Here is a 25240-nt window from a genome sequence, read left to right on the forward strand (position 1 = left end):
GTCGCGTTAAGCGATAAGAACAAAAAGAGGGGAATGTCTTCCCCTCTTTTTTTATGCCTGAACCTTTCGCTTATTTGAAATCAGCATACGGCGTTAAAGGTTGCGGCGGCAGATCCAGACTGCCCTGCCAGCCCCCCATCGAATACCTCGCGTACAATAAATAATGGCTCGGCGTGTAATCTTTCGCCTGCTGAATGTCGATACCCGCCCCGACCGTCCAGTGGGCGCTGACCCTTCTCTCCAGCAAGGCCTGCACGGTGTAGCCGAAACCGGAACCGCTGCTGCCGGACTCAACGGCACTTTTATCCGTTAACGTATCGGGGATCAGACTTTGGATCGGGTAACGTTTTTGGCTGCTTGTCGATGACTGTGACCAGGAAACCGAGCCGCCCAGTTGCCATGACCAGTTTTCCGTGCGCTGCCGATAATTCACCGGCACCGCCAGCGAGAAATAGCGCTGCGGGCTGTAATACCCGCCTTGTCCCAGCGTGTAACCGCTGAGATCTTTCTGGTAATGCCAGACCATCGAACTCAGGCCGACGGTCGCCCGGCGGTTATCCTCGTTAATGACCTTATAGTAATAGCCACCCATCAGCCGCTCACGGGTGTTGTCCGCCACATTCTTACCGGTCAGCTGATGCGCACTGATGTCTGCCCAGACGCCGTTGGCTTCGCCCTGATCGTAACTCAGGCCGAGGCTGGCACCGGTGGCCCGAACGCCGCCCCAGGTGGTATTGGTGCCCGGATCTTTCGCTCCGGCAAAGGAGAGCAGTGAGCTGGAAATCGGGCGGCGCGAGACGGTGGTGGTCCAGCCGATAGTATCCCAGTCGCCGCTGTATGCCAGCCCGCCGACCCAGTCAACCACCGGGAAGCCGAGCGGCGTGGTGCCCAGATCCCCTTTCCATTGTTCATTTTCCCAGCCCGCCGCCAGACTCAGGCCATTGGCGTTCTGACTGCGATAACGCCGGCAAACCTGATCGGTACAGGTACCAAAACTCTCTTCAAAGTTACCGTTCTGATGATCAAACGTTCCCGCATCCATCCGCACCCAGTCAGCGCGCAGGAAACCTCTGCCCTGATACACCGGCATATCGGCCTGAAACATCGTGGTATTGGCGGTCAGATCGGATTTACCCGGCGTACCGCTGGACGCCCAGGAGTCGGTGTCCACCGTGAAGTTAACGTCCTGCTGACGGTACAAATCATGGGCATCGGAGCGGATGCCGCGTTTGAGCCAGTCATCCCCGGCCTGCTGACGTGTCAGTCGGGTGTAACCGTCGTTATCTTCCGGCACCTGCGCCGTAATGCCGCTGGCCACCATCGCCTGCGCGTAATCCTGGCGGGCGAGATCGGGCTGACCGAGCTGTTGTTCAACGTTCGCCGCATTACGGTAAATCAGCGCCTTGTCCTGCCCGGCGGGTTGCTGGCGGGCGGCCATTTTAAGTGGCTGCAATAACGCATACGCCCTGCTGGCTTCGCCGACATCCAGCCAGGCCGTCGCCACCCGGCGCTGCTGATTAAGACTCAGCCCGTCAGCCGGCAGATCCGCCTGTTGCAGACGCTGTTTCGCCAGTGCGGTATCGCCCGCCGCCAGGGCGGTGTCGATACCTGAAAGTGTTTTATCGAGCCGGATGCGCTGCGCCATTTCGCGCATATTGGCGTCCCATTGGTTCTGCGGCAACGTCTGTAAGTGACGCAGCGCCGCTTCGTCGCGGTCAGAACCCGAGAGGTAAAGCGAATAGGCATAGACCTGCTGCGGATCGGCCGGTTTTTTCGCCGCCAGCCGGGTAAATGCGGCATCTGCTTTGTCCGGATGCCCCGCTTCACGCAGCGCACCGGCGTAGTGATACGTGCTCCAGACGTCGTCCGGGGTCAGGGCCAGCACCTGCGCGTAAAGGGTGGCGGCCTGATTCCACTGACGCGCTGCCACCGCTTTTTCTGCCTGTGCGGTCAGCACATCGCTTTGCAGGCTTTTCTGACGATCGCTGAACGTTTGCCGGGAAGCGGCAGGCAAGGTACTGAGATAATCGAGCGCTTTTTGCGGTGACTGCCGCTGATAAATGTTAACCAGCCCGCGTTCGGCGCTGCTGTTGTTGGGTTCCAGCGCCAGCGCACGGCGATATGCCTGTTCGGCAAGCGCATCGTTTTTACGTGCCACGGCCACATCACCGAGGCCAATTTGAGCCCAGGGATCGCGGGCGTCGATGTGCTGAGCCTGCTGATAGGCGCTTTGCGCCCGATCTAACTGCCCGGCCTTCAGCGCGTTATCACCCTGCTCAATCCTGAGCCAGTAGCTGTTGGTGTCGATCAGGCTGTTCCATTTACTGGTGTTATAGCCATCCTGTTCGGCTGCCCTGGCGCGCTGGAACATCACCAGTGCCTGCTGACGGTTGCCGGAACGGGAATACGCCAGCCCCATCGCCCCGAGCACTTCAGCGTCGTTGGGTTTTTCCTGCAAGGCTTGACGCAGCGGCGCAATGGCCGCCGTGGAGCCGCCTTTTTCTATCTGCGCCAGCCCTTTGATCCGTGCCTGATAGTGAGGATCGGCAAGCATCGCCTGCTGTCTCTGGAGTTCCTGCTGGGCGGCGATCACCTGAGGGCCGGTATCGAAGGTGGCGATAAACGCCTGCAACGCATCGACACTGGCATTCGCCATCGGCTGCGCCCTGATGCGCGCCAGCCATAAATCTGCGGCAGGCGACCGCCCTTCATTGGTGGTGGCAACCTGTTTCACCAGCGCGACCCCACCGGCGTTGTCACCGGCATCAAACGCCATTTGTGCCAGTTGCAGCCGCAACTGCACATCACCGGGATATTGTTGATTGAGTGCCTGAAGCTGCCCCTGCGCACGGGCTTTCTGCCCCGGTAACCGGGCGACCAGTTGCCAGTATTCCACGGCGAGATCGAGCGTTGGCGGCTGCCCCTGAAATAACGCATCGTACTGCGCTTTGGCTTCGTCGAGACGTCCGGCGGTCGCCAGTAAGCGCGTTTGCTGGAGTTTCTGCTGCATGTCCGGCGAAGCGATCCGCAGGCTTAGCTGCGCCTGCCGGAAGTCGTCAGAATCTGGCGCGACCTGCTGAATTTTTTGCAATTGCTGTTTCGCACCGGCCTGATCTCCTTCGCGCAGTAACAGCCGCAAACGGGCGGAAAGCACCTGCGGATTCTGAGGATCCATCAGTTCCAGACGAAAAAGCGACTGACGCACCAGTTCTTCCTGATGGCTGGCTTCACCGACGCGCACCTGTTCCAGCAGCCACTGCTCAGGGGAAACCACCGGTGCGGCCCCGGCCTGTGCGCTCAGCAGCGCCAGCCCCAGGGTCAGGGCCAGTCTGTTGAATGTGAACGGCGTCTTGTGTGGGGTGTTCACGGGCTTATTCCTGATCGTCTTCATACAAACGACGACGGCTCAGGGCACGCAAGCCACTCCACAACAAAATAGCCGCGAGAATCACCACAACAACCGCCATTACCGCCAGTAAAACCGGATGTGTCGCCAGCGCATTCCAGACGCGCTCCCACCACGGCAGATGCCCCACGTAATAGGTATCGCCGACTTTGAGGCTGGTGGTACCGGAATCACGCACCACCGCCACCGAGCCGTAAACCAGCGCGCGCTGTTTGGTGTCCTGCAAAGAGTGATTGAGCATGTCAAAACCCTGCTGACCATTCGCCATCAGGGCAACCACGCTGCGTTGTTCGAAATACGGCGACTGGAAACCGACCACCGCCGCCACAGGGCCCTGGGCGGTGATCTGCGCACTGGCATCGACGCGGGCATCGCTGGCCGGTGCGGCGTTGTCCGGCAGCGTTGTCTGGCGGATTGGCGTGTTGATCGCATCCCGCGCCGCATTGATCAGCAGATTGGCTTTTTTATCATCGCGCATACTGTCATCACGTAAATCCGCCGGTAATTCACCTACCACCAGCAAATCGGCATCCGTTGATTTGGCTTTCGCGGCATCTTCGGTCAGGCTGACGCTCAGCGCCGGATAACCGGTCAGCGCGCCGATATTCCCCAGCGCATTGAGCAGCGTGGTCAGTTGCACCGGCTGCGGCTGCGGCTGAACCAGCAGCAGCGTCTGTGACAAATCCGCCATGCGGCTGAACGGGAAACCGGCATTGGCAAAGGCCCGTAAATCCGGCATCGCCATAAAGTGACGATAACCGGAGAAATCGATGGTGGAGCTGTCGTCGATCACCACGTGATTCGGCACCGTGGTATAGGTTTCGCAACGTCCTTCGGTGCCGCTCGCCAGCAGCGAGGTGTAATCAAAATCGAAGCGCATCTGGTTGACTGCGCCGAGTTTCAGCGCCGGAATGTTCAGGTCTTTGCTGCCATCAAGCAGCCCCTGCAACAGCGACAAATGCAGTAACTGAGAATCTTCATCGTGACCGGTTTTCAGGGTCAGATCCTGCATAAACTGGTTATTCAGGCTGATGCTCAGCCGTGAGGTATTTTTCAGCTGCGGCGAGGTATAGCGGTATCTGAGACGCATATCGATACCCGAACTGTTGATCAAAAACAGATCCGGCGGCAGGTTGATGTTCAGGGTGATCGGGTTTGGCTGAATGCCGTCAGACTGCAACTGTTCGGCATACTGTTTGAGTTCACCAAAGTTCATCGGACGATCGGTGCGTACCCAGTTTGGCGCGTCATACGGCTGACGGGCCTGAACCTGCTCCACTTTATCTACGCCGACGGTCTGCCCGCGGAACAGAATATTGCCCTGAGCGATGCCTTTTACCGCCGTCAGCAGATCCTGATCGTCACGGCCCAGAATCAGCAGCATTTTAACGTACGGGTTATCCGCCCGGCTGATCATCTGCACCACCGGCCCTTTTACAGGTGGCATCTCTTTGAGGAAGTCAGGGCGTTTGTCGTTAGTGGCAAAGACCACCGCATGGCTGTCCGGCAGCTGGTTATACAGGGCCGGGAATGACTGACCGCGCCACTGCGCTTTGGTACCAAACCAGGACGCCAGAATGGCCGCCGCCTGTTGTTGTGTGGCATCCGGCGAGGCGGCAAACACCATCGGCAAATCCAGCGGCCGGCTGTCGCGGGCATCGAAGAACGGCACCGGGAAATGCGCCAGATCGTTGCTCAGCGGCAGCTTCTGATATTGCAGGCTGAGCGAACTGCCCTTACCGAGCTCCAGCCACAGTGTGCTGTTAGCCGGGTTTTCACAGATATTCTGATAATGACCGATAAACTCCAGACGGATGCGGTTGAAGTCGGTCACATAGCGCGGGTCAATCACCATTTGCAGATGATTTTTCTTGCCGAGCTGGTCTTTATCGATGACTTCAACGCCCATCAGCTGATCGTTGAGATAAACCTTCAGATGCGACTGGACCGGAATGAGCGACGGCGACGGCGTGAATTCCAGATTCAGCGTCGCCTGCGTCACCACTTCGTCGCTGCGCACGCCGAACTCGATCTGGCCGTTGGGCTGGATGCCGCGCAAGGTTATCGCGCCCGGCGTCGGTGCCACATCGGCAAACGGCAGCGTCAGGCTGCGCACCGGTGCGCCAGGGATGATCATCGGGTTGACCGCAGGCGCGACCATCGGCAGTGCCACCTGTGGCGTCGTCGCAGCCGTTTGCGGCAATACCGCCGCCGTGGCCTGCTCGCCATAGGCAGAGGCCGCAGAGCCCAATGCCAGTGTCATCAATGCGGATGCCATCAAAGTCGTCAAAGGAAGTCTTTTCATTATTTTGTCATCATCAGGGTTGATTCATCAGGCTGAACGGACAGCGGCGGGTTACGCGGCGCAAACGAGAGCAACCAGCGGCCAAACGTCTGGGTTTTGGAGGCCAGTGGCCGGTAGCGCTGCGGGGCGATATCCAGCATTCGCATATATCCGCGGATCCCCAGCCCCAGCACTTCCCGCAGACTTTCCATCGGTTTGTCTTCCGGGAAGCTGTCTTCGCGTAATACCCAGCTGTCTGCCCGGGCAAAGGTACATTGAATAAAATCGATGTGTTGTTGAGTGGTTAACGGCAGAAGCTGCATCCCCATACTCTGGCCGAAGACACGGCTGACCTGCACAGGGAAGGCATACTCCTGCTGGCCGCGATGCAGAATTAACGTGACATTGTCACCGGCATTGAAATAGCGGGCACTCTCCGTTTCCAGCCCGACACCGTTGTCGGAGTAATCCTGCACGGTACACACATACAGATGGCCGTCAGGGCGCAGCAGCGATGCGGGCATTTTGGCGTCTACGCGGTGCGCCTGACGCACCTGCTTGGATTCGAACGCCACGGCGATCGCCCCGCCAAGAATGATCATGTTGTAAATCACCCAAGCCATGCTCACCAGCACCGTCAGCAATTCATCCGCCTGACCATAAATCGCGCGATAAATACCAAAGAACAGCCCGGCCAGATTCAGCAACATCAGCACCTGATAAGGACGGCTGATTTTCCAGTCAACGTAAGCGTGTTTATTCAGCCCGCCTTTCGCGGTGACGTTAAAAGTGCCGGCGTGAGGATTAAATAACGCCACAGTCGTCGGCCTGGCGATGTACCAGGCCAGCACGGTTTCGTAAATCTCGTTCCAGAATGAGTGACGATATTTGCCCTGCACGCGGGAGTTGGTCAGGCTGGCGTGGATCATGTGCGGCAGAACATACAGCGCGATGGCCAGCGCAGGCGCGTAAATGACATAGGCATGCATCAGCAGGAAAGCCAGCGGCGCAGTCAGGAAGATCAGACGGGGTATACCGGCCAGAAAGTGCATCATCGCGTTGGCATAACACAACCGCTGCGCGAGTTTCAGGCCTTTGCCGAACAGCGGATTATCCAGACGGAATATCTGCACCATGCCGCGCGCCCAGCGGATACGCTGGCTGACGTGCGCCGCCAGACTTTCCGTCGCCAGCCCTGCGGCCTGCGGAATGCGGATATAGGCCGAACTGTAACCGTGGCGGTGCATACGCAGCGAGGTGTGGGCATCTTCGGTGACGGTTTCAACCGCAATGCCGCCGATCTCATTGAGCACATCACGCCGCAACACCGCGCAGGAGCCACAGAAGAAGCTGGCATCCCACAGGTCATTGCCGTCCTGCACCAGCCCGTAGAACAGTTCGCCTTCGTTGGGCGTGCGCCGCATACGTCCGAGGTTTCGTTCGAACGGATCCGGGGAAAAGAAGTGATGCGGCGTCTGCAGCATGCTGAGTTTTTTATCTTTAAAGAACCAGCCGACGGTCAGTTGCAGGAAAGAACGGGTCGGAACATGGTCGCAGTCAAAAATGGCCACCAGTTCGCCCTGCGCCTGCTTCAGCGCGTTATTGATATTCCCGGCTTTGGCGTGTTCATGGGTTTCACGCGCAATGTACTTAATGCCAATCTCATGGGCGAAATCGGCGAACTCCGGCCGGTTGCCGTCGTCCAGCAGATAAATCGTCAGTTTGTCGCGCGGCCAGTCCAGCCCCAGCGCCGCATACAGCGTCGGTTTCACCACGCTGAGATCTTCGTTATAGGTGGGGATCATTAAATCAACCGTCGGCCAGACGCTGACATCCGCAGGCATGGGCACAGGCTTGCGGTTCAGCGGCCAGATGGTCTGCACATAACCCAGCACCAGCACCGTCCACGAATAGGTTTCGGCCAGCAGCAACAGCAATCCGCAGGTCAGGCTCAGCGGATCGTCCCAGTTCAGGGTCGAGGTATAGCGCCACCACAGGTAGCGACAGGAAATGGTCAGTGACAGCACAATCAGCATCAGCGCCGGGAAACGGCCAGGGATACGTCGGATGATCATCGCAATGCTCCACAGCAGCACCACGAAAACAAACTGCGCCGGGTAACCGAAGGGCTGAGAGATGCAAAACATCGCCAGCGTCAGCGCCACCAGACCTGCCAGCAGTATCAGCACCCGTTTTGCCACGCGGTTCATGGTGCTGACGCGGCGTACCACTCTGGCTTCCAGCGGATTTTGTTCCACCTTCACCGGCAGCGCTTCCAGCCAGCCGTAGAAGCGGTCGCGCAGCCGCTGCGGCCAGCGGGTGTAAGTGAAACGTTCGCGCATGCCGTTGGAGGGAATGATGACCATCAGCCACAGGCTTTGCAGCAGGTAACGTAACGGGTCGGCCAGTTTCGGGCGGTCGGCAGAAAGTTGCGGATACCAGCGGGCGCGTTGTCCGCTCACCCGTTGCCACGACGGCGATTCAAACCGTAAAAACAGCCAGCTCAGGGCGATGCAAAACACCATGGTCGCGGCGGCAACCGGTGACGCGTGATGATGGCGGTAGTGGCGATAGCGGCTCTGCAACACGGAGATCACCGGCGGCACCAGCAAAACGTTCAGCAGGCGGCTCATGCGCTGGCGCTCCGCCGATCGTCATGGCTGCGCAAATTCAGCAGGCACCAGCTTGCCAGGGTATTGAGTTCCCGGCTGATTTTACTGTTAGGGTCCCACTCGCCTACCGGTTGTTTGGCCGCCAGCGATTCGGCCATCGATTCGTCACGGTGCAAAACGGTCGGAACCAGCGACGCCAGCGTTTCCTGCCAAAGCAATAAAATGTCCTGTTGCAGCTGGCTGGAGGTCATGAACTGATTCACCAGATAACGGCCATTGGCCGGCAGCGCGTGCTGATGTAAACGCACGTGCGACTGCGTATCGGCGTGCAGCAACATCAGCGTGGCGTCGGCCACCGCCTGCGCAGGCAGAGGGTCCGCCGCCGGTGAGTCGATGAGGATCCAGTCATACACGCCGGTGTTTTTCAGCTGGCGAATCGCGCGCGGCCAGTCAAAAGGTAGTGGCGAATCGCCGGAGGGCAGGACATTGCCATACGGCAGAAAATCGAGTCGGGGGTGATAACGCAGGGCCGATGCCTGCCAGGCGGTCCCCGCCTGATGTGCAGCGCACCAGCCGCGGGACTGTTCAAACGGCATACCGAAATGCAGGCGCAACAAGTTATCCGGGGAGAAGTCGATCACCAGAACCTTTTCATTGAGCTGTGCAAGGGCCCAGGCCAGCGCAGCCGTCACGCAGGTGGTGCCCGTGCCGCCCCGAAAACCCTGTAACGCGATAACGGCCATGATTATTTTTTCTCCGCGTCAGGGGGCGACAGCTCGTCGAGTTTTGCCAGTTCGGCCAGCAGCGGCCAGCGCGACATCAGTTGCGGAATTTTTTCTTTGCGGCCGATATCGACATAATTTAATTCAGAGACAGAAAAATAGTGACTCAGTGCATGAAAATCGTTGTCTTTACTCGAATCGGATTCGTCTGAGTCTATAATATTGGCGCCCAATGGACCCCCTCCCTGCATTCAATCTCGCACTGACGCCACACCACGCAAAAATTGCCCTGCGGGGTTAGGCATTTTAGTATCAAAACATTATTGTGAAGATTTATGATTATTTAATGTAGCAATGATAGAATTTATTATACTCACATTTAGATTGTGTCCCTAGCAGACTTTTAATCGAACCCGAATACAAGCAGATATAACTCTATGGCACTCTCCTTTTCTTTAGGCATGTCGCAATTCTGGAATGGATTAGCGGAAATGCAAATTCGCGGTCTTTACTGGGTCAATGCAGACAGCCAGGAGGCCGCCTATCGGCTCTGCGGGCAGGTTATTGAGGCACAACATGACGTTGCGCCGGTCAGCGTGGTGTTTCCAGAGCACAATTTAATTTGCACGAATGAAGAAAACCGGCTAGAGGCTGACGATGTTATTTTAACCAGCCTGACAAAGCCGCGCAAACAGGTGGCTTATTATCAGCTCGGCAAAAAAATGAAAGCCCTGCTGGCATTGCCGTCTGATATTCATCGCTTACCTAACTCAAATTCGGCATTATTGGTTTTATTGATCCCCGCGACTTCGTGCCTGGCATTAAACGATAAACAGCTCACCCGTTGGGTACGCGAAATGAGTATAGCCTGCGATAATAAACGCAGCAGCTGTCTTATTATCTGCTATGGCAGCGGTATTAATACCGTTAAAACCCGTCTGCATTTATACCACCGGCAAATATGTGGCCTGGCCGAGATTAAAACGGACGTTCAGCCCAATCAGTGGGGCGTTTCCTGGTGGCATGACAATGTCATTTCACAAGCCAATACCCTCTACCCGCTGACCGTACGCGAAACCGGCTGGGAAATTCAAAAAAATACGCCCACTCTGGTTGCCGGGCAAACCGGTGACGATCAGTGGATGTTGCTGGCAGAACGCAGCGTGCTGGAAGGCGCACCGCCGCTTTCTGAGCGCTGGTTCCTGTTCGATGATAATGCGACGTTAGCCGAAAGAGCGGCGCATGCCCGCGCGGCGACGGTGGTTTTTGCCCTCGGCGGCAATGATGAAGTGGAAGTGATCGCGCGCCAGATCCACCGTCTGCGGATGCAACGCGGCAACAGCCTGAAGATTGTCATTCGCGAAATGAACTCTTCGCTGCGGTATGTCGATCAGCGGCTGTTGCAGGCCTGCGGTGCCAATCTCGTGGTTCCTCACGCAGCGCGGCTGTCTAATTTCCTCACCCTGCTCGATGATCTGCAAAACCTCAGTTTCACCCGCCACGTACCGGAAGATATCGAGGTGCTGCTCGACAGCCGCTTGCCTACCCATCACAAAGGCTATCTGCCCTTACCGGCGTTCTGCACCGTGATGAAAGATATCTGGACGCACGCCTCACTGGCCACCGAATCACGCGGGATTTTGATCTCCCTGCGCCCGGCCAGTGGCATCAGCCCGCAGCAGGCGATGTCGCTGTGTTCCCTGCGTCGCGACGGCGACATTCTGACGGTGACAGAAAAACACCTGTATCTGTTCCTGTCTAACTGCCAGGTCAGTGATGTCGCAAGCGTGCTCGATTTCCTGTTTACTTTGCCGGTGAAAGAGGTGTTCACCAGCCAGACATTCTGGAGCCAGGAACGGGATATTCAAACCGAGGTGCGTCGCCTCGCGGCCAAACCGCCAATGGCGCAGCCGGTCGCGGGCGCAGAAGCCTTTGTGGCGCATAAAGCCGAACCCCTGAAACGCGCGCCTGTCCATCAGCCCGTCGCTGATTTCCTGTTTACTTTGCCGGTGAAAGAAGTGTTCACCAGCCAGACATTCTGGAGCCAGGAACGGGATATTCAGACCGAGGTGCGTCGCCTCGCGGCCAAACCGCCGATGGCGCAACCGGTAGCGGGCGCAGAAGCCTTTGTGGCGCATAAAACCGAACCCCTGAAACGCGCGCCTGTCCATCAGCCCGTCGCTGTCACGCTGGCCGTCAGTGATTCACCCGTCATCAAGACGCCGGAGTTATAAAATGTCTGTCAGCGATATCATTGAGATTTTTATATTAGCGGCGATCCTGTTTATCCCGCTCGGTTATGCCCTGCGCAGCCGTTTACCGCGCTGGAAAAACAGGCTCGCCACACGGTTCCTGCGGCCGCGCTATCTGACCCCCATCACCCTCAGCACGGTGAACAAACATCGCCAGCGCACAGCAAAAACTGATACTTCTCTCGCCACCGGGAAATCCAAATCGTCACTATGAAAGAATCACAACCTTCCGCACCCCGTCTGCGGGTCTGGCAATCCTGGCGCGGTCTTGGCGCATGGAACTACTACTTTCTGCTCAAATTTGTGCTGCTGGCCCAGGGCTACCTGAATTTTGATGCGCTGAGCAACCTGATTTTCGCCGCCGTACTCCTTTTCCCGCTGCCTTCGCTGCGGATGCACCGCTGGCGGCAGTGGGTGGCTTTGCCGTTTGGTCTGGCGTTGCTGTATCACGACACCTGGCTGCCGGGCTGGCGTTCCATTGTCAGTCAGGGCGCAGATGTCACCGGATTCAGCATGGGTTATCTGCTGGAGCTGGCCGACCGCTTTATCAACTGGCAGTGGATTGGTGTGGGTTTTGCGCTGCTGGTGGGCTATCTGTTCATCTCGCAGTGGATCCGTCTGACGACCTTTACGGTGGCGGCATTACTGTGGGTAAACCTCAGCTTCCTGGTCACGCCGTTGTTCACGCCCGCCGCAGTCACGGCGGCGGTGGATAAACCGGTCGCCGCGCAACCGGCAGCCTCTTCCGCCACGACGAATACGGTCAGTGGCCCGCCGACGGATGCCAATCTCAGCGCCTATTTAGAGCAGTTCTACCAGAATGAAAGCCGCCGCAACGTCCGCTTCCCGGATGCCCTGCCGGCCGATGCTCAGCCGTTTGATCTGCTGGTGATCAACATTTGTTCACTGGCATGGGCAGATCTGGATGCAGTCAACCTGTCCAGCTCACCGCTGTGGTCACGCTTTGATTACGTGTTCAGCCGTTTCAACTCCGCCACGGCTTACAGCGGCCCGGCGTCTATCCGTCTGTTGCGCGCCAGCTGCGGTCAGTCGTCGCACCATAATTTGTATCAGGCTGCCGGGCAGCAATGTTACCTGTTTGACGATCTGGCGCGTCTGGGCTTCACGTCCCAGCTGGCGATGGATCACACCGGCGAGTTTGGCAATTACATCGGCAATTTGCGCGACGACGCAGACATGAAATCGCCACTGATGTCGCAGGCCGGTCTGGGGCATGAACTGACCTCTTTCGACGGCTCACCGATTTTCAACGACGGGCAGTTGTTCTCCCGCTGGCTGGAGAATCAGCAAAAAGCCGGAACCGCGCGCACTGCGACCTTCTTTAACCTGATCCCGTTGCACGACGGCAACCGTTATGTGGGCAGCAATAAAAGCGCCGACTACCGCAGCCGCGCCCAGACGTTGCTCAGCCAGCTGAATACCTTTATGGATCAGCTTGATAAATCAGGCCGCAAAGTGATGCTGGTGGTGGTGCCGGAACATGGCGCCGCGCTGGTCGGTGACAAAATGCAGATTTCCGGTCTGCGCGATATTCCCAGCCCTGGCATCACGCACATTCCGGTGGGTGTGAAATTCTTCGGCATGCAGGCACCGCACGGGTCAGCACCGATAAAAATCGATACGCCAAGCAGCTATCTTGCGATTGCCGACATGGTGTCCCGCGCCGTTGACGGCAAGGTCTTCACCACACCGTCCATGGACTGGAAAACCTTCAGCGCCAACCTGCCGCAGACGCCGCTGGTGTCTGAAAATGAAAACGCCGTGGTGATGGAATATCAGGGGAAAATCTATATCCGCCTGAACGGCGGCGGATGGGTACCCTATCCGAGTTGATTGCCTGTTAATCCTCCTAACGTCCTCCCTCTTCGCCGGGGGAGGAGCAAACCCCGCTCCCCCACAAAAACTCAAAACAGTGATATTATTCACACATTCAACACATTACCCCTGGATATTTCCATGTCTGCTCCTCCGGATTTACTTCGCCTGAACGATGTCGCGTTCACACTCAATGACACCCCGCTTCTTGAGCCTGTTTCGCTGACACTAAATCCCGGTGAATTCACCCTGCTGACCGGGCCGTCGGGCAGCGGTAAAAGCACGTTGCTGAAAATCATAGCGTCGCTGTTAAACCCGACCGGCGGCAGCATTTACTTCAAAGGTGAAGACATCAGCCGGATAAAACCGGAAGTGTACCGCCAGCGGGTGTCGTATTGCTTTCAGACGCCGTCACTGTTCGGTGAAACCGTGCTCGACAATCTCGCGCTGCCGTACCAGATAAGACAGAAGAAGGTGGACGAGGCACTGCTTCGCGCCTGGCTTAAACGCGTCCACCTGTCTGAAGATATGCTGACTAAAAATATTCAGGAACTCTCGGGGGGCGAAAAACAGCGGGTCGCCCTGCTGCGTAACCTGCAATTTCTGCCGGATGTGTTGTTGCTTGATGAAATCACCAGCGCGCTGGATGAAGACAATAAAGAAAACATCAACTCGATCATTGCCAGCCTGACAGAACAGAAACAGCTCGCCGTGCTGTGGGTCAGTCACGATCAGAATGAGATCCGCCACGCCAAAAACGTCATCACCCTGTCACACACTTCGCCCGAGAACGCCGTCAATGAATCAGCATAATATTACTAACGAATCTCTGGCCCTGGCGCTGGTTCTGGTGGTGGTCGCCCTGCTTATCAGCAGTAAAGAAAAACTGGGGCTGGAAAAGGACATCATCTGGAGCGTGGCCCGCGCCATCGTGCAACTGGTGATCGTCGGCTATGTGCTGAAATACATTTTCGATCTCAATAATGGCTGGCTGACGGTGCTGATGGTGTTGTTTATCTGCGTGAATGCGGCGCTGAATGCCCGAAAACGCAGCCGCAACATTGATAACGGGTTCGTGATCTCGTTTGTTGCGATCACTGCGGGTACCACGCTGACGCTGACGATTTTGATCCTGACCGGATCCATTGAATTTTTGCCCATGCAGGTCATCCCGATTTCCGGCATGGTGGCGGGGAATGCGATGGTGGCGGTGGGATTGTGTTACAGCAATCTGAATCAGCGGTTTCTCGACAATCAGCAAAAAATTCTTGAGATGCTGAGCCTTGGCGCCTCGACCAAAATTGCGTCAGGGAGGATAATTCGCGACAGCATCCGTGCGGCGATGATCCCGACCGTGGATGCGGCGAAAACGGTGGGTATTGTCAGTTTGCCGGGCATGATGTCAGGGCTGATTTTTGCCGGTATCGACCCGGTAAAAGCCATCAAGTATCAGATTATGGTGACATTTATGTTACTGGGCACCGCCAGTTTATCGACCATTATTGCCGGGTACCTTGCCTGTCAGCGTTTCTACAACGATCGCGCTCAGCTGCGCCGCCTTAAGTCCTGATAATGCCCTGTTGCGCCCGCGTCCGGCGGGCGCTGTCTGCCGGTGTTGCGTGCTATAAATCGGACAACACCTGGCGCAGATTCACTTCTGTGCTGGCGGCATCATCAAGGTCTAAAACGCCTTCGAGATCGTCCAGGTGTTCCAGCATGATGTCTGCCGCCTGAGCCGTGTCTCCCGCTTCCAGCGCATTAATGATCGCTTCATGTTCATCGCACTGGCAGGAAGGCACTTCATTGCGCTGGTACAACGCGACAATCAGAGAGCTGCGCACCATCAGATTCGACAGGATTTCGCTCAGCACCTTATTGCCACAAATCTCACCGAGGATCAGATGAAACTCACTCAGCTCGCGCACAATGGCGCGGCGATCTTCTGATGCCGTGGCATCACGTTCGTTGCGCATGTGACTGCTGATCCGCTGACGATGTGAGCGCAGGATGTCCGGCGTAATGCTTTCCACAATCGCCCGCTCAATAGCCCGGCGGGCAATGAACACTTCCCGCGCTTCCCGTGCGGTGGGTTGAGCAACCATCGCCCCGCGGTTGGGTTCAATCGTCACAATGCGTTGCATCGCCAGACGCTGAAGCGCGACCTGTACGTGATTACGATTGGCGTTGAGGGCTTCAACCAGCTGCGACTCCACCAGACGCGTGCCCGGCCTCAGCCGCTGCTGCCCGATGGCTCTGGATAGGATTTCGGTGATTCGCTGAACTTCCAGCTGTTTCGCTGTTGTAGTGTGAGTGCTCATGGAATGGGATATTGCCTCTTGTGCCTGTCTTTCTATTTGCGCCGTCTATGCGCGTAAATTAGCACTCTTCCTGAACGATTTCAGTCGTAAATCATGCACTACCTTGTAACAAAACAACACACCTGAGGCATTGCTCTTAACATACAAATGCGCTCAGCACTGCTTTCCCGCGATCAAAAAAGCAGTGCTGGCGTGGCGGTGAACCCGAGGTTTACTGCGTCACAGCGTCTCTGACCGGCGTATCACCGCCGCGAAGTTCCCACTGTTTGCCAACGGACGAGGGGGCATTCAGCACCGCCACGACCACCAGCGCCACGTCTTCGCGGCTGACGTCGCCCCTTCCGGCGTGCTCGTTGAGCGTCACCAGGCCGGTTGCCGGATCATCCGTCAACGGCCCCGGACGAAGAATGGTCCAGTCCAGTCCGCTTTTGCGCAGTTCGATATCGGCATCACGTTTGGCCTCGACATACGCTTTCCAGACCGGATCGGTATCGGGTTTCAGCGGTTTATCCACATCCACCGCCGAGATCTGAACATAGCGGCGAATGCCTGCAAGCTGTGCGGCTTGCGCCAGCAACACCGAGCCTGCGTAATCGACCGTGCGTTTACGCTCCGCCGTCGAACCGCCACCGGCACCGGCGGCAAACACCACGGCATCTGCGCCCTTAAGCGCCACCGCCAGCGCCTGCGCTGTGGTATTTTCGATATCCAGCAGAACGCCCTTCGCGCCCAGCGCGTCCATTTGCGCCAGCTGTTCGGTTTTACGCACAATCCCGATGGCTTCAAGGCCCTGCGCACGCAAATGTTTGATGATCAGTTTGCCTATCTGACCGTGTGCTCCCACGATTGCAACTTGAGTCATTACGCCTCCTGACGTTTTCATTTCAGTTCCCTTTAACTGTAGCACATCAAATTTCACGGTTTATTAGCGCCCAGAGCCGCAGGCTTTGCGTTGATCAGACTGGTTTTCCAGCCCTCACCGATTTTTTGCGAGACATCGCGAACGAAAACGCTCTCCTCATTCACAACCTGAAAAACCTGTTCAGAATGCCCGTTCGTCAGCGTACGAAACGGCGGAACCCGGCAAAAATGTGAACCCGGTTCCTGTTAAAAAAAGAATCATAAATGATTACTTTCCAATTAAAGGGAGAGTCATCATAATTCACCGCAAGGAAAGCGATTGTGTACGACGTAACCCTGTTACCCGGCGCTAAGAAAACACTCCTTAAATTGCCAATGACGCTCTATGCCGCAGTCGTTGATGCACTGGAAGACCTGGAAAAATATGGTGCTGACCTGCAAGAACCTTTAGTCAGATATGTTGGAAATGGATTACGAGAGATTCGGGTTACCAGCCGGGATGGCCTGGGCAGAGCGTTTTACTTTTTTATGAAGGGGCGGCGTATTTATGTCGTCCATATCCTGCATAAGAAAACGGATAAGACGCCTCCCAACGATTTAGCGCTGGCGATAAAACGCATGAAAACTGTCAAAAGGAATGAACCATGATTGACGATGATGATGACTATGAACTGATCCCCTTTAGCGTTGTGAAAGCGGAAGCGATGAAGAATCCCGAATTTGCCGCCGCGTACGCCGCTCACAAAATGCATAAAAAGATGGTGGCAGATCTTAAAGCCATGCGAATTGCCGAATCGCTGACGCAGGAAGATATTGCAAAACGTACCGGCATCAAAAAGCAAAATATCAGCCGCTTTGAAAACGGTGCTGCTTGCCCCACACTGAATACCGTCAGCCGTTACGCCGTCGCGCTCGGCGGTACCTTTGAATTTAAAAAACTCAGCTGACCGCCTGATTGTGCGCGCCATACGCGGCGATAAACTCCCCGGCAATTGCCACGGCAATTTCTGCCGGGAGTTTGCCGCGCACATCCGGTAAACCGACCGGACAGCGCATTCGCGCCAGCTGTTCATCCGAAATTCCTTTCCCCGATAACCGGTAATCGAAGCGTTTACGCTTGGTGTCGGAGCCTATTAGCCCGAAATAACGGAAATCTCCCCGCTTCAGGATGCGTTCGCTCAGGGCGAAATCCAGCTGGTGATCGTGCGTCAGCACCATGAAATAACTGCCAGCGGGCATTTGTGCCACTGTTCCTTCCGGTTCTTCATCCACGATGCAGGTGATGTGCGGATCCACCTTCGCAGGAAACTCACTGGCGCGCGCATCGACCCAGGTAATGCGGCAAGGCAACGTGCTGAGGATATTCACCAGCGCCCGCCCGACGTGCCCCGCGCCGTAAACCACCACATGCGGCTGCGGTTGCCCGAGCGGTTCGAGCAACACCGACGCCATACCGCCACAGCATTGCCCCAGCCGCGCCCCTAACGAAAAAAGTTCAAAGCGGCTGGTTTGTGCGCCCTGCTGCAACATCTCGCGGGCAATCGCCGTGACCTGAAACTCAAGGTTACCGCCGCCCAACGTATAAAATTGCTGCCCGGCGGTGATCAGCATTTTGCTGCCCGCATCGCGCGGCGTGGAGCCCTGATTTTCCACCAGCGTCGCCACCACGCAGGGTTCCCCGCGACGTTGCAGGTCCTGTAAACGGGTGATCCAGTCATCTGTACGCATGAAAACCTCCGTTAACCGGTGACGCGGGCGGTGGCCGGCTCAGGATAAGTGACAACGTCACCATGAAACATCAACTGATTGACCGCATTCAGCACTCTTTCCGGCGTGGCAGGCGCATCCAGATGCGGATGTACGCGGTAATCCGCCAGGCTGGCGACGGCATCTTTGATCGCACACCAGACTGAAATCCCGAGCATAAACGGCGGTTCGCCCACGGCTTTGGAATGGAAAACCGTGTCTTCCGGGTTCTTGCGGTTCTCCACCAGTTTTACGCGCAGATCCTGCGGAATGTCGCCAATGGCCGGAATTTTGTAGGCTGCCGGGCCACTGGTCATTAACCGCCCCTGGTCGTTCCACACCAGCTCCTCGGTGGTCAGCCAGCCCATGCCTTGCACGAATCCGCCTTCTACCTGACCGATATCAATGGCCGGATTCAGCGAATCACCGACGTCGTGCAGGATGTCCGCACGCAGCAATTTGTATTCCCCGGTCAGGGTATCGACCAGCACTTCCGCGCAGGCCGCGCCATAGGAGAAATAATAGAACGGGTGCCCGGCCGCTTTGCTGCGGTCGTAGAAAATCTTCGGCGTTTTGTAGTAGCCAGTGCTGGAGAGCGGCACCTGGTTCAGCCAGCACTGAGTGGCGACCTGCTCAAAACTGAAATACAGATCTTTCACCCGCACCTGACCGTTACTGAAGATAATGTCCGTTTCCTGCGCATCATGAACGCGCATCAGCATTTCAGTCATGCGACCTTTGATGATCTCCGCGGCGTTTTGCGCAGCTTTACCGTTTAGATCTGCGCCGGAGGACGCCGCCGTCGGCGAGGTATTCGGCACTTTACCGGTATCGGTGGCGGTGATCTGAATCCGGCTGATATCCACCTGAAACACTTCAGCCACCACCTGCGCGACTTTGGTGTTCAGCCCTTGTCCCATTTCGGTGCCACCGTGGTTGAGCTGAATGCTGCCGTCGGTATACACCAGCACCAGCGCGCCCGCCTGGTTAAGAAAACTGGCGGTGAACGAAATACCAAATTTTACCGGCGTCAGCGCCAGCCCCTTTTTCAGATAGCGGTTACTGCGGTTAAATTGCGTGACAACGTCACGCCTTACCGTGTATTCCGCGCTCTCTTCCAGCTGTTGCGTCATCTCCTGCAGCAGATTTTGCCCGACCGGCTGGTGGTAATGCGTCACGTTGCGGCTGTCGTGACCGTAATAGTTATTTTTGCGCACGGTCAGTGGATCCATCCCCAGCTCGCGTGCAATGTGATCAACGATATGTTCAATCGCCACGATGCCCTGCGGGCCGCCAAATCCGCGATACGCGGTATTCGACGCCATATTGGTTTTACAGCGGTAACCGGTGATCAGCGCATCGCCGAGGTAATAGGCGTTATCAGAATGGAACATGGCGCGGTCTACGATAGAACCGGAGAGATCCAGCGAATAACCGCAGTTGGCGGCCAGTTTGATGTCGATACCGTGAATCACGCCGTCATCGGTAAACCCGACGTCATAACTGACGTGGAACGGATGCCGTTTACCGGTGATCAGCATGTCGTCCTGACGCGCCAGACGCATTTTCGCCGGACGTCCGGTCAGATGCGCGGCCAGTGCCGCCAGACACGCCGTCCCCGCTGCCTGCGTCTCTTTGCCGCCGAAACCGCCGCCCATGCGGCGCATATCGACCACCACTTTGTGCATCGGCAAATCCAGCACCGAGGCCACCAGTTTCTGTACTTCGGTCGGATGCTGTGTCGAGCTGTACACCAGCATCGCGCCGTCTTCGCCGGGCATCACGGAGGCAATCTGCGTCTCAAGATAAAAATGCTCCTGCCCGCCAATTTCCAGTTCACCCTGCAAACGGTGCGGCGCACAGGCCAGCGCCATTTCCGCGTCACCGCGTTTATGCTGATGCGGCTCTTCCACGTAATGTTCCAGCGCCAGCGCCTGTTTCACGGTCAGAACGGCGTCACGCAGCTGATACTCCACTTTCGCCAGCGCCACGGCGGCACGGGCGGCTTCCATCGATGTAGCGGCCACCACCAGCACAATCTGACCGACATACTGCACGGTGCCCTGCGCCATCAGCGGATCGCCAACGGTGAGTGGCGCGATATCCGGGTTGCCGGGCACATCTTCTGCGGTCATCACCCGCACCACGCCCGGCACGGTGTAACAAGGTTCAGTATCGATATGCAGAATATCCGCGTGCGCATGCGGGCTGAGCAGCGGCACCAGTTGCAGCTGACCGGGGAACTCCAGCCGGTCATCGACATACACCGCTTCGCCGCTGACGTGTTTATCCGCACTTTCATGTTTCTGGCTTTTGCCGACGCCGCTCTGTAACCCGGCGCGAAACTGCGCTTCCATCTCCGCCTGAGACAGTGAAGGTTTGGTTTCAGACATAGTGAGTTACCCGCATCAGTGTTTCAGGAGAAGTCATTTCGATATGGCAGCGGCGCAGCAGATTTTTCGCCACCTGCATGCGGTATTCGCGGCTGGCGCGGAAATCACTGATCGGGGTGAAATCCTGCGTCAGCGCCTGACAGGCACGCTCGACGGTGGCGGTCTGCCACGGCTGGCCGAGCAACTGCGCTTCGCAGCAGGTGGCCCGTTTCGCCACTTCCGCCATCCCGCCGAACGCCACGCGGGCATGGATCACCACGCCGTTTTGCACTTCGATATGCAAAGCAGCACAGACGGCGGAAATGTCATCCTCAAGCCTTTTCGACACTTTATAAACCCGCAACTGACACGCCGCCGAGGTATTGCGCGGGATGCGGATTTGTTCGATAAATTCACCGGGCTGCAACGCCGTTTTGCGATAGCCGAGGAAGAACTGATCGAGCGGCAATTCGCGCTGTTCAGCGCCACGCCGCAGCAATAAAGATGCGCCCAGCGCCAGCAGCACCGGCCCGCCGTCACCGATGGGCGAGGCGTTAGCGATATTGCCGCCAAAGGTGCCCTGATTGCGGATTTGCTGTGAGGCAAAACGCTCAAGCAGCTCGCCAAATTCGGGGAATTCATGGTGTAAAACCGGCATACATTCGCTCAGCGGTGCCGCTGCGCCAATATGAATAGCCTGACCGGTCAGCGTAATGATTTTGAGTTCGGGGATATGGCTCAGTGAAATCAGCTTCGGCAGGCGCTGATAGCGTTGTGTCACTTCCAGCGCCAGATCGGTGCCGCCCGCCACCAGACGGGAGTCCGGCTCAGCAAGGTAGCGTTGCGCCAGTTGGTCAAGGCTTACCGGCTGTTCAGTGGCGGACATCGCGGCGAGTTTTGCCAGCGTTTGCAGGGCATCAGCATCAAACTGATCCGGCTCGGGGGCGTCACAAATGGCCTTCGCGGCATCCATGATCGGCCGGTAACCGGTGCAGCGGCACAGGTTGCCGGAAAGCGTTTCCTGCACGCCTTCCACCGTGTAAGCGGGCTTATTTTTCTCCATCGCAAACAGCGACATCACAAAACCCGGCGTGCAAAACCCGCATTGCGAGGCGTGATTGTCCACCATCGCCTGCTGAACGTGATGCAGTTTGCCGCGATGCTTTAAATCTTCCACGGTGATCAGCTGTTTGCCATGCACGGCGGGCATGAACGTCAGGCAGGCGTTGACGGTGCGGTACTGCAACTGGTCACCCTGTTTTTCCGCCAGCACCACGGTGCAGGCACCGCAGTCACCGGAGGCGCAACCTTCTTTCGTGCCGCAACGTCCGGCGTCACGGCGCAGGTACTGTAAAACGGTGGTATCGGCGGGCAGATTTTCCGTGTGGATCCTGCCGTTCATCAGAAATTGGATCATACGGCACCTCCTTTTTTACAGCCGTTTAAAATCAGTGTCGTGACTTCATCGATAATGTGTTCGCGCGCCTGCTCATCGCCCTCGAAATTGCCGTACATGTGTTTCACCTGCACCGCGAAATCAGCGTAATACTGCGTCACCGCCCAGATGTGCATGATGAACAGACGGGCATCCAGCGCGCGGATTTTGCCCTGCACAATCCACTGCTGGATCAGGTTCTCTTTGCCTGCAATGTTCTGCGTCGCCTGTGGCCAGTATTTCTGTAAATAGTGACCGCCGCCGAGCACCTCACTGGTGAAGATGCGTGAGAGTTCCGGCTGATCGAACGAGAAGTTGAGTTTGTTGCGGATATAGCGGCTGAGCACGTCTTCCGGCTCGCTGACAGACGGGTCGAACTGAATGATGTCGCCCCAGACTTTCAGCACTTTCTGCAAGAGTTCTTCGTAAAGCTCCTCTTTCCCCGCGATGTAATAGTGCAGCTGGGCTTTTTTGATCCCCGCGCGCTGCGCGATGGCCTGGGTGGTCGCGCCCTGAAAGCCTTTTTCACTGAATTCCGCAATCGCCGCCGCGTGGATATTCTCCAGGGTGCGTTCACGTGCAATGCGGACTTTGCCGCCGGTGTCATTGTTCATCATGCTGAACGCTCCCCCTGCAAAGCATCTCGCGCATAGACCTGTTCGCCATCCACATAGGTGCTGTAAACATTGCGGTCATCGCCCAGCGTCATCAGCACAAACAGCTTTTCGGCCAGCGTTTTGCTGTTGCCGGCGCGCAGTTTTTGCAGCGCACTGACGCCCGGTTCGAGCACCACGAAATCCGCCTCTTTACCGGCGTTAAAATTGCCAATTTTGTCGTCGAGATGCAGCGCCCGCGCGCCGCCCAACGTGGCGTGATAGAAGGCTTCGAAAGCGGACAGCCGGTAGCGCTGAAGCTGCCCGACTTTATAGGCTTCCGACAAGGTTTCCAGCATGTTGAACGTGGTACCGGCACCGACGTCGGTGCCCATGCCGACGCGCACCTGCTTCTGCCAGGATTTCTGCAAATTGAACAGGCCGCTGCCGAGAAACAGGTTGGAGGTCGGGCAAAACGCGATGGTCGAATCGGTGTCGTGCAGGCAATCCCATTCGCTGTCATCCAGATGCAGACAGTGAGCAAACACGCAGCGTTCGCCAGTCAGGCCGTACTGATGATAAACGTCGAGATAATGCTGATGTTCGGGGTGCATTTCTTTCACCCACGACAGCTCGGCGACGTTTTCGCTCAGATGGGTATGCATGTAAACGTCGGGGAACTCCTGCCTGAGCAGCCGCACCTTCTGCAACAGTTCCGGCGAGGATGTCGGGGCAAAACGCGGCGTCAGCGCATAACTCAGGCGCTGACGGTTGTGCCAGCGCGCAATCAGCGCACGCGTGTCGCGTTCACTTTGTTCCGGCGTTTCCAGCAGGGCGTCGGGGGCGTTTTTGTCCATCATCACTTTGCCCGCCACCAGCCGCATATTGATATCTGCCGCTTCTTTAAACAGCGCATCGACGGATTGCGGATGTACGGTGCCGAACACCAGCGCCGTGGTGGTACCGTTGAGTAACAGCTGATCGAGGAAGAATTTCGACATGCGCTTTGAATAGTCGGCGCAGTGATATTGCTGTTCGGTTGGGAAGGTGTAGCGGGTCAGCCACTCGAGCAGTTGCTCGCCGTAGGCGCCGATCATTTCGGTTTGCGGATAGTGAATATGCGTATCGACAAAGCCCGGCACGATCAGCTTGTCGCGGTAATCATCGATGTCCAGACCGGCGGTTTTTTGCGCCTGCGCCAGCCTGCCCTCGCCTTCCTGCCAGTTGCCCAGCCAGACAATATGCCCGCCGCTGAGCAACATCAGGCCGTCTTCGATATAACGCACCTGCGCTTCAACATCTTCCGGCGTTAACACCGGTTCGCGGATATCAAAGAAATTGCCGCGTACCGCGCGGGTGATGATCTGACTCATGGCATAGTCCTTCTCTGCAACATTCATATTCACGTTTGATAACAGAACATTTGCAAAGCTTATGCCAAATCTGACCAACCGGTCAGACCGTCCGGATGTTTTTTGCTTCGGACAGCAACGCTACTTCAGCAGCACTTCATATTGCGGGTTAAATTCGTCGAAGATCGGCAGCGCCGCCGCACCGAGCGCAGGGGTGTCGCTGCCGGACATGCCGAGGCGAATGCGCGCACTCTGCGCATAGCGGCTGCGCACCGAGTTATACAGCGGCGTCAGGCGCTTAATCAGCTTCTCCACCAGCGGTTTCGGCATGGTGCCGCCGATGATCACGCACTGCGCATCGAACACACATTCCATAATATTGATGGCCTGCAACGCCGGTTCCACCGCCGTATCCAGCCACTGATCAAAGCGTTGTTCATCCACGCTCAGCAGATCTTCCGGCATCGCCGAGGCCGGATCCAGGCCGCAGGCTTCGTACGCGGCCTGCAAAGAAAGGTAACGTTCGAGGCAGCCTTTGTTGCCGCAATAGCATTCGCGCCCGCCCGGTTGCACCACAATGTGGCCGACTTCGCCCGCATTGTGTGCATGGCCGGTATAAATTCGCCCGTCAGTAAAGATGCCTGCGCCCAGGCCGGTGCCGATATACAGATACACAAATGAGGTTAATTGCTTAGCGACGCCGTGAAAACGTTCACCAATAGCCGCCACCGTCGCATCGTTTTCCAGCGTCACCGGCCAGCCGGTCGCGGCGCTTAAACGGGCTTCAATATCAACGTTATCCCAGCCGTGCAGCGTGGTCGGCCCCTGCGAGGAAATCCCTTCCACGCCAAACGGCCCCGGCATCACCACGCCGACGCCCAGAATTTTTCGCCAGTCAATTTTCACCTGTTGGCGCATTTCTTGCAGAACCTGATCGATAAGAGCCAGCGTGGGCTCTGGCTGCGGTTTCTGCACATGGAGCAGTTTGCGAAAGCGAACGGTTCCGGTCAGATCCACCAGCACAATCAGCAGCGACTGATGATCAAGATGGATGCCGATGGAATAGGCGCTGTCAGGATTGAGTGTCAGTGGCGTTGCTGGTTGACCACGGCCTCCCGCACGCCGCGGCAGGTGGGAGGACAAAATGCCCGCCTGCTCGAGTTCGGTGGCAATGTTGGAGACGGTTTGCGGCGTGAGCGACGTCAGCCGGGCAATTTCGGCACGGGTCAGTTCACCGTTAAGGCGAATGGCTTCGATCACCACCCGACGATTGTGTGCACGGGCGTGCTCAAGATTGGTGCCAGAAGTTGTTATCACATCCCTCTCCGCGGTGAAGACCTTGCGGGCAGTATGTGGCGAGTGATTACAGCAATCAAATTGATTTTATAAATAACAGAGTATGAATATGACGGTGGCATCACAGCTTTGAATGTTATTGCCATGTTAATAAT

Annotated in this window: 20 protein-coding genes; 7 read left to right on the plus strand and 13 right to left on the minus strand. The window is 56.9% G+C overall.

The window, feature by feature from the left end:
• Positions 1-70: 70 nt before the first annotated feature.
• From ACQZQY_RS16055 to bcsR, 5 genes are read right to left on the minus strand one after another with little or no spacing between them, the layout of a single operon-like run.
• Positions 71-3367, minus strand: coding sequence for a cellulose synthase subunit BcsC-related outer membrane protein (locus ACQZQY_RS16055; RefSeq protein ID WP_431295995.1), 3297 nt, complete (start codon positions 3365-3367; stop codon positions 71-73).
• A 4-nt stretch (positions 3368-3371) separates the two neighbouring features.
• Entirely contained in the window at positions 3372-5711 is a 2340-nt protein-coding gene (bcsB, locus tag ACQZQY_RS16060) for a cellulose biosynthesis cyclic di-GMP-binding regulatory protein BcsB (RefSeq protein ID WP_431295996.1), read from the minus strand.
• Entirely contained in the window at positions 5711-8323 is a 2613-nt protein-coding gene (gene bcsA / locus ACQZQY_RS16065) for a UDP-forming cellulose synthase catalytic subunit (RefSeq protein ID WP_431295997.1), read from the minus strand. Before bcsA ends, bcsB begins: the two co-directional genes overlap by 1 nt.
• Positions 8320-9045, minus strand: a complete 726-nt coding sequence (gene bcsQ / locus ACQZQY_RS16070; RefSeq protein WP_431295998.1) for a cellulose biosynthesis protein BcsQ — start codon at positions 9043-9045, stop codon at positions 8320-8322. Before bcsQ ends, bcsA begins: the two co-directional genes overlap by 4 nt.
• Before the next feature lie 2 nt (positions 9046-9047).
• Complete coding sequence (gene bcsR, locus ACQZQY_RS16075; protein WP_056770546.1) at positions 9048-9257, minus strand: cellulose biosynthesis protein BcsR; 210 nt, start codon at positions 9255-9257, stop codon at positions 9048-9050.
• 204 nt (positions 9258-9461) lie between these two features.
• On the opposite strand from bcsR, the gene bcsE reads away from it, so the two are divergent.
• The 5 genes from bcsE (at position 9462) to fetB (ending at position 14682) form a co-directional block, all read left to right on the plus strand.
• Positions 9462-11258 (plus strand): cellulose biosynthesis protein BcsE, encoded by a 1797-nt coding sequence (bcsE, locus tag ACQZQY_RS16080; RefSeq protein ID WP_431295999.1) that lies wholly within the window; start codon positions 9462-9464, stop codon positions 11256-11258.
• 1 nt (position 11259) lies between these two features.
• Entirely contained in the window at positions 11260-11490 is a 231-nt protein-coding gene (gene bcsF, locus ACQZQY_RS16085) for a cellulose biosynthesis protein BcsF (RefSeq protein WP_122095278.1), read from the plus strand.
• Positions 11487-13130: a cellulose biosynthesis protein BcsG gene (gene bcsG, locus ACQZQY_RS16090; RefSeq protein ID WP_431296000.1), complete on the plus strand. Its 1644-nt coding sequence runs from the start codon at positions 11487-11489 to the stop codon at positions 13128-13130. The genes bcsF and bcsG overlap by 4 nt, the downstream gene beginning before the upstream one ends.
• A gap of 123 nt (positions 13131-13253) precedes the next feature.
• Positions 13254-13925 carry an iron efflux ABC transporter ATP-binding subunit FetA gene (gene fetA / locus ACQZQY_RS16095; RefSeq protein ID WP_122095276.1) on the plus strand — a complete coding sequence of 224 codons (672 nt, stop codon included), beginning with the start codon at positions 13254-13256 and terminating at the stop codon, positions 13923-13925.
• The gene (fetB, locus tag ACQZQY_RS16100) at positions 13912-14682 is read left to right on the plus strand and encodes an iron efflux ABC transporter permease subunit FetB (protein WP_056770531.1); all 771 of its coding nucleotides are present in this window, start codon (positions 13912-13914) and stop codon (positions 14680-14682) included. The genes fetA and fetB overlap by 14 nt, the downstream gene beginning before the upstream one ends.
• Positions 14683-14734: 52 nt before the next feature.
• Here the strand turns inward: fetB and ACQZQY_RS16105 are convergent, their stop codons facing one another.
• Positions 14735-15430 (minus strand): GntR family transcriptional regulator, encoded by a 696-nt coding sequence (locus ACQZQY_RS16105; protein WP_056770529.1) that lies wholly within the window; start codon positions 15428-15430, stop codon positions 14735-14737.
• Between the two features lie 211 nt (positions 15431-15641).
• Positions 15642-16292: an NAD(P)H-binding protein gene (locus tag ACQZQY_RS16110; RefSeq protein ID WP_431296001.1), complete on the minus strand. Its 651-nt coding sequence runs from the start codon at positions 16290-16292 to the stop codon at positions 15642-15644.
• Between the two features lie 320 nt (positions 16293-16612).
• On the opposite strand from ACQZQY_RS16110, the gene ACQZQY_RS16115 reads away from it, so the two are divergent.
• Both ACQZQY_RS16115 and ACQZQY_RS16120 read left to right on the plus strand, forming a co-directional pair.
• A complete protein-coding gene (locus ACQZQY_RS16115) occupies positions 16613-16939 on the plus strand; it encodes a type II toxin-antitoxin system RelE/ParE family toxin (protein WP_072158050.1) in 327 nt (108 codons plus the stop codon).
• Positions 16936-17238, plus strand: a complete 303-nt coding sequence (locus ACQZQY_RS16120; protein WP_056770523.1) for a helix-turn-helix domain-containing protein — start codon at positions 16936-16938, stop codon at positions 17236-17238. Before ACQZQY_RS16115 ends, ACQZQY_RS16120 begins: the two co-directional genes overlap by 4 nt.
• On the opposite strand, the gene xdhC is transcribed toward ACQZQY_RS16120, so the two are convergent.
• From xdhC to ACQZQY_RS16150, 6 genes are all read right to left on the minus strand, one after another.
• The gene (gene xdhC / locus ACQZQY_RS16125; protein WP_431296002.1) at positions 17231-18019 is read right to left on the minus strand and encodes a xanthine dehydrogenase accessory protein XdhC; all 789 of its coding nucleotides are present in this window, start codon (positions 18017-18019) and stop codon (positions 17231-17233) included. The two genes, ACQZQY_RS16120 and xdhC, sit on opposite strands and share 8 nt — an antisense overlap.
• An 11-nt stretch (positions 18020-18030) precedes the next feature.
• On the minus strand, positions 18031-20430 hold the full coding sequence (xdhB, locus tag ACQZQY_RS16130; RefSeq protein WP_431296003.1) for a xanthine dehydrogenase molybdopterin binding subunit: 2400 nt from the start codon (positions 20428-20430) through the stop codon (positions 18031-18033).
• Positions 20423-21826, minus strand: coding sequence for a xanthine dehydrogenase small subunit (gene xdhA, locus ACQZQY_RS16135; protein WP_431296004.1), 1404 nt, complete (start codon positions 21824-21826; stop codon positions 20423-20425). Before xdhA ends, xdhB begins: the two co-directional genes overlap by 8 nt.
• Positions 21823-22461 carry a TetR family transcriptional regulator C-terminal domain-containing protein gene (locus tag ACQZQY_RS16140; protein WP_056770510.1) on the minus strand — a complete coding sequence of 213 codons (639 nt, stop codon included), beginning with the start codon at positions 22459-22461 and terminating at the stop codon, positions 21823-21825. Before ACQZQY_RS16140 ends, xdhA begins: the two co-directional genes overlap by 4 nt.
• On the minus strand, positions 22458-23810 hold the full coding sequence (gene guaD, locus ACQZQY_RS16145; RefSeq protein ID WP_431296005.1) for a guanine deaminase: 1353 nt from the start codon (positions 23808-23810) through the stop codon (positions 22458-22460). Before guaD ends, ACQZQY_RS16140 begins: the two co-directional genes overlap by 4 nt.
• Positions 23811-23930: 120 nt before the next feature.
• A complete protein-coding gene (locus ACQZQY_RS16150; RefSeq protein WP_431297200.1) occupies positions 23931-25103 on the minus strand; it encodes an ROK family transcriptional regulator in 1173 nt (390 codons plus the stop codon).
• Between the last annotated feature and the right edge of the window lie 137 nt (positions 25104-25240).

The organism is Rahnella sp. PAMC25559 (assembly GCF_050632365.1).
GTDB lineage: Bacteria > Pseudomonadota > Gammaproteobacteria > Enterobacterales > Enterobacteriaceae > Rahnella > Rahnella rivi.

Bases quoted from the DNA above. Each gene is read 5' to 3' on its own strand.
- bcsQ (WP_431295998.1), bottom strand. From the start codon at position 9,045: ATGGCCGTTATCGCGTTACAGGGTTTTCGGGGCGGCACGGGCACCACC.
- ACQZQY_RS16120 (WP_056770523.1), top strand. From the start codon at position 16,936: ATGATTGACGATGATGATGACTATGAACTGATCCCCTTTAGCGTTGTG.
- bcsB (WP_431295996.1), bottom strand. From the start codon at position 5,711: ATGAAAAGACTTCCTTTGACGACTTTGATGGCATCCGCATTGATGACA.
- xdhC (WP_431296002.1), bottom strand. From the start codon at position 18,019: ATGCGTACAGATGACTGGATCACCCGTTTACAGGACCTGCAACGTCGC.
- guaD (WP_431296005.1), bottom strand. From the start codon at position 23,810: ATGAGTCAGATCATCACCCGCGCGGTACGCGGCAATTTCTTTGATATC.
- xdhB (WP_431296003.1), bottom strand. From the start codon at position 20,430: ATGTCTGAAACCAAACCTTCACTGTCTCAGGCGGAGATGGAAGCGCAG.
- xdhA (WP_431296004.1), bottom strand. From the start codon at position 21,826: ATGATCCAATTTCTGATGAACGGCAGGATCCACACGGAAAATCTGCCC.
- fetB (WP_056770531.1), top strand. From the start codon at position 13,912: ATGAATCAGCATAATATTACTAACGAATCTCTGGCCCTGGCGCTGGTT.
- fetA (WP_122095276.1), top strand. From the start codon at position 13,254: ATGTCTGCTCCTCCGGATTTACTTCGCCTGAACGATGTCGCGTTCACA.
- ACQZQY_RS16140 (WP_056770510.1), bottom strand. From the start codon at position 22,461: ATGATGAACAATGACACCGGCGGCAAAGTCCGCATTGCACGTGAACGC.
- ACQZQY_RS16105 (WP_056770529.1), bottom strand. From the start codon at position 15,430: ATGAGCACTCACACTACAACAGCGAAACAGCTGGAAGTTCAGCGAATC.
- bcsA (WP_431295997.1), bottom strand. From the start codon at position 8,323: ATGAGCCGCCTGCTGAACGTTTTGCTGGTGCCGCCGGTGATCTCCGTG.
- bcsE (WP_431295999.1), top strand. From the start codon at position 9,462: ATGGCACTCTCCTTTTCTTTAGGCATGTCGCAATTCTGGAATGGATTA.
- bcsG (WP_431296000.1), top strand. From the start codon at position 11,487: ATGAAAGAATCACAACCTTCCGCACCCCGTCTGCGGGTCTGGCAATCC.
- ACQZQY_RS16110 (WP_431296001.1), bottom strand. From the start codon at position 16,292: ATGACTCAAGTTGCAATCGTGGGAGCACACGGTCAGATAGGCAAACTG.
- bcsF (WP_122095278.1), top strand. From the start codon at position 11,260: ATGTCTGTCAGCGATATCATTGAGATTTTTATATTAGCGGCGATCCTG.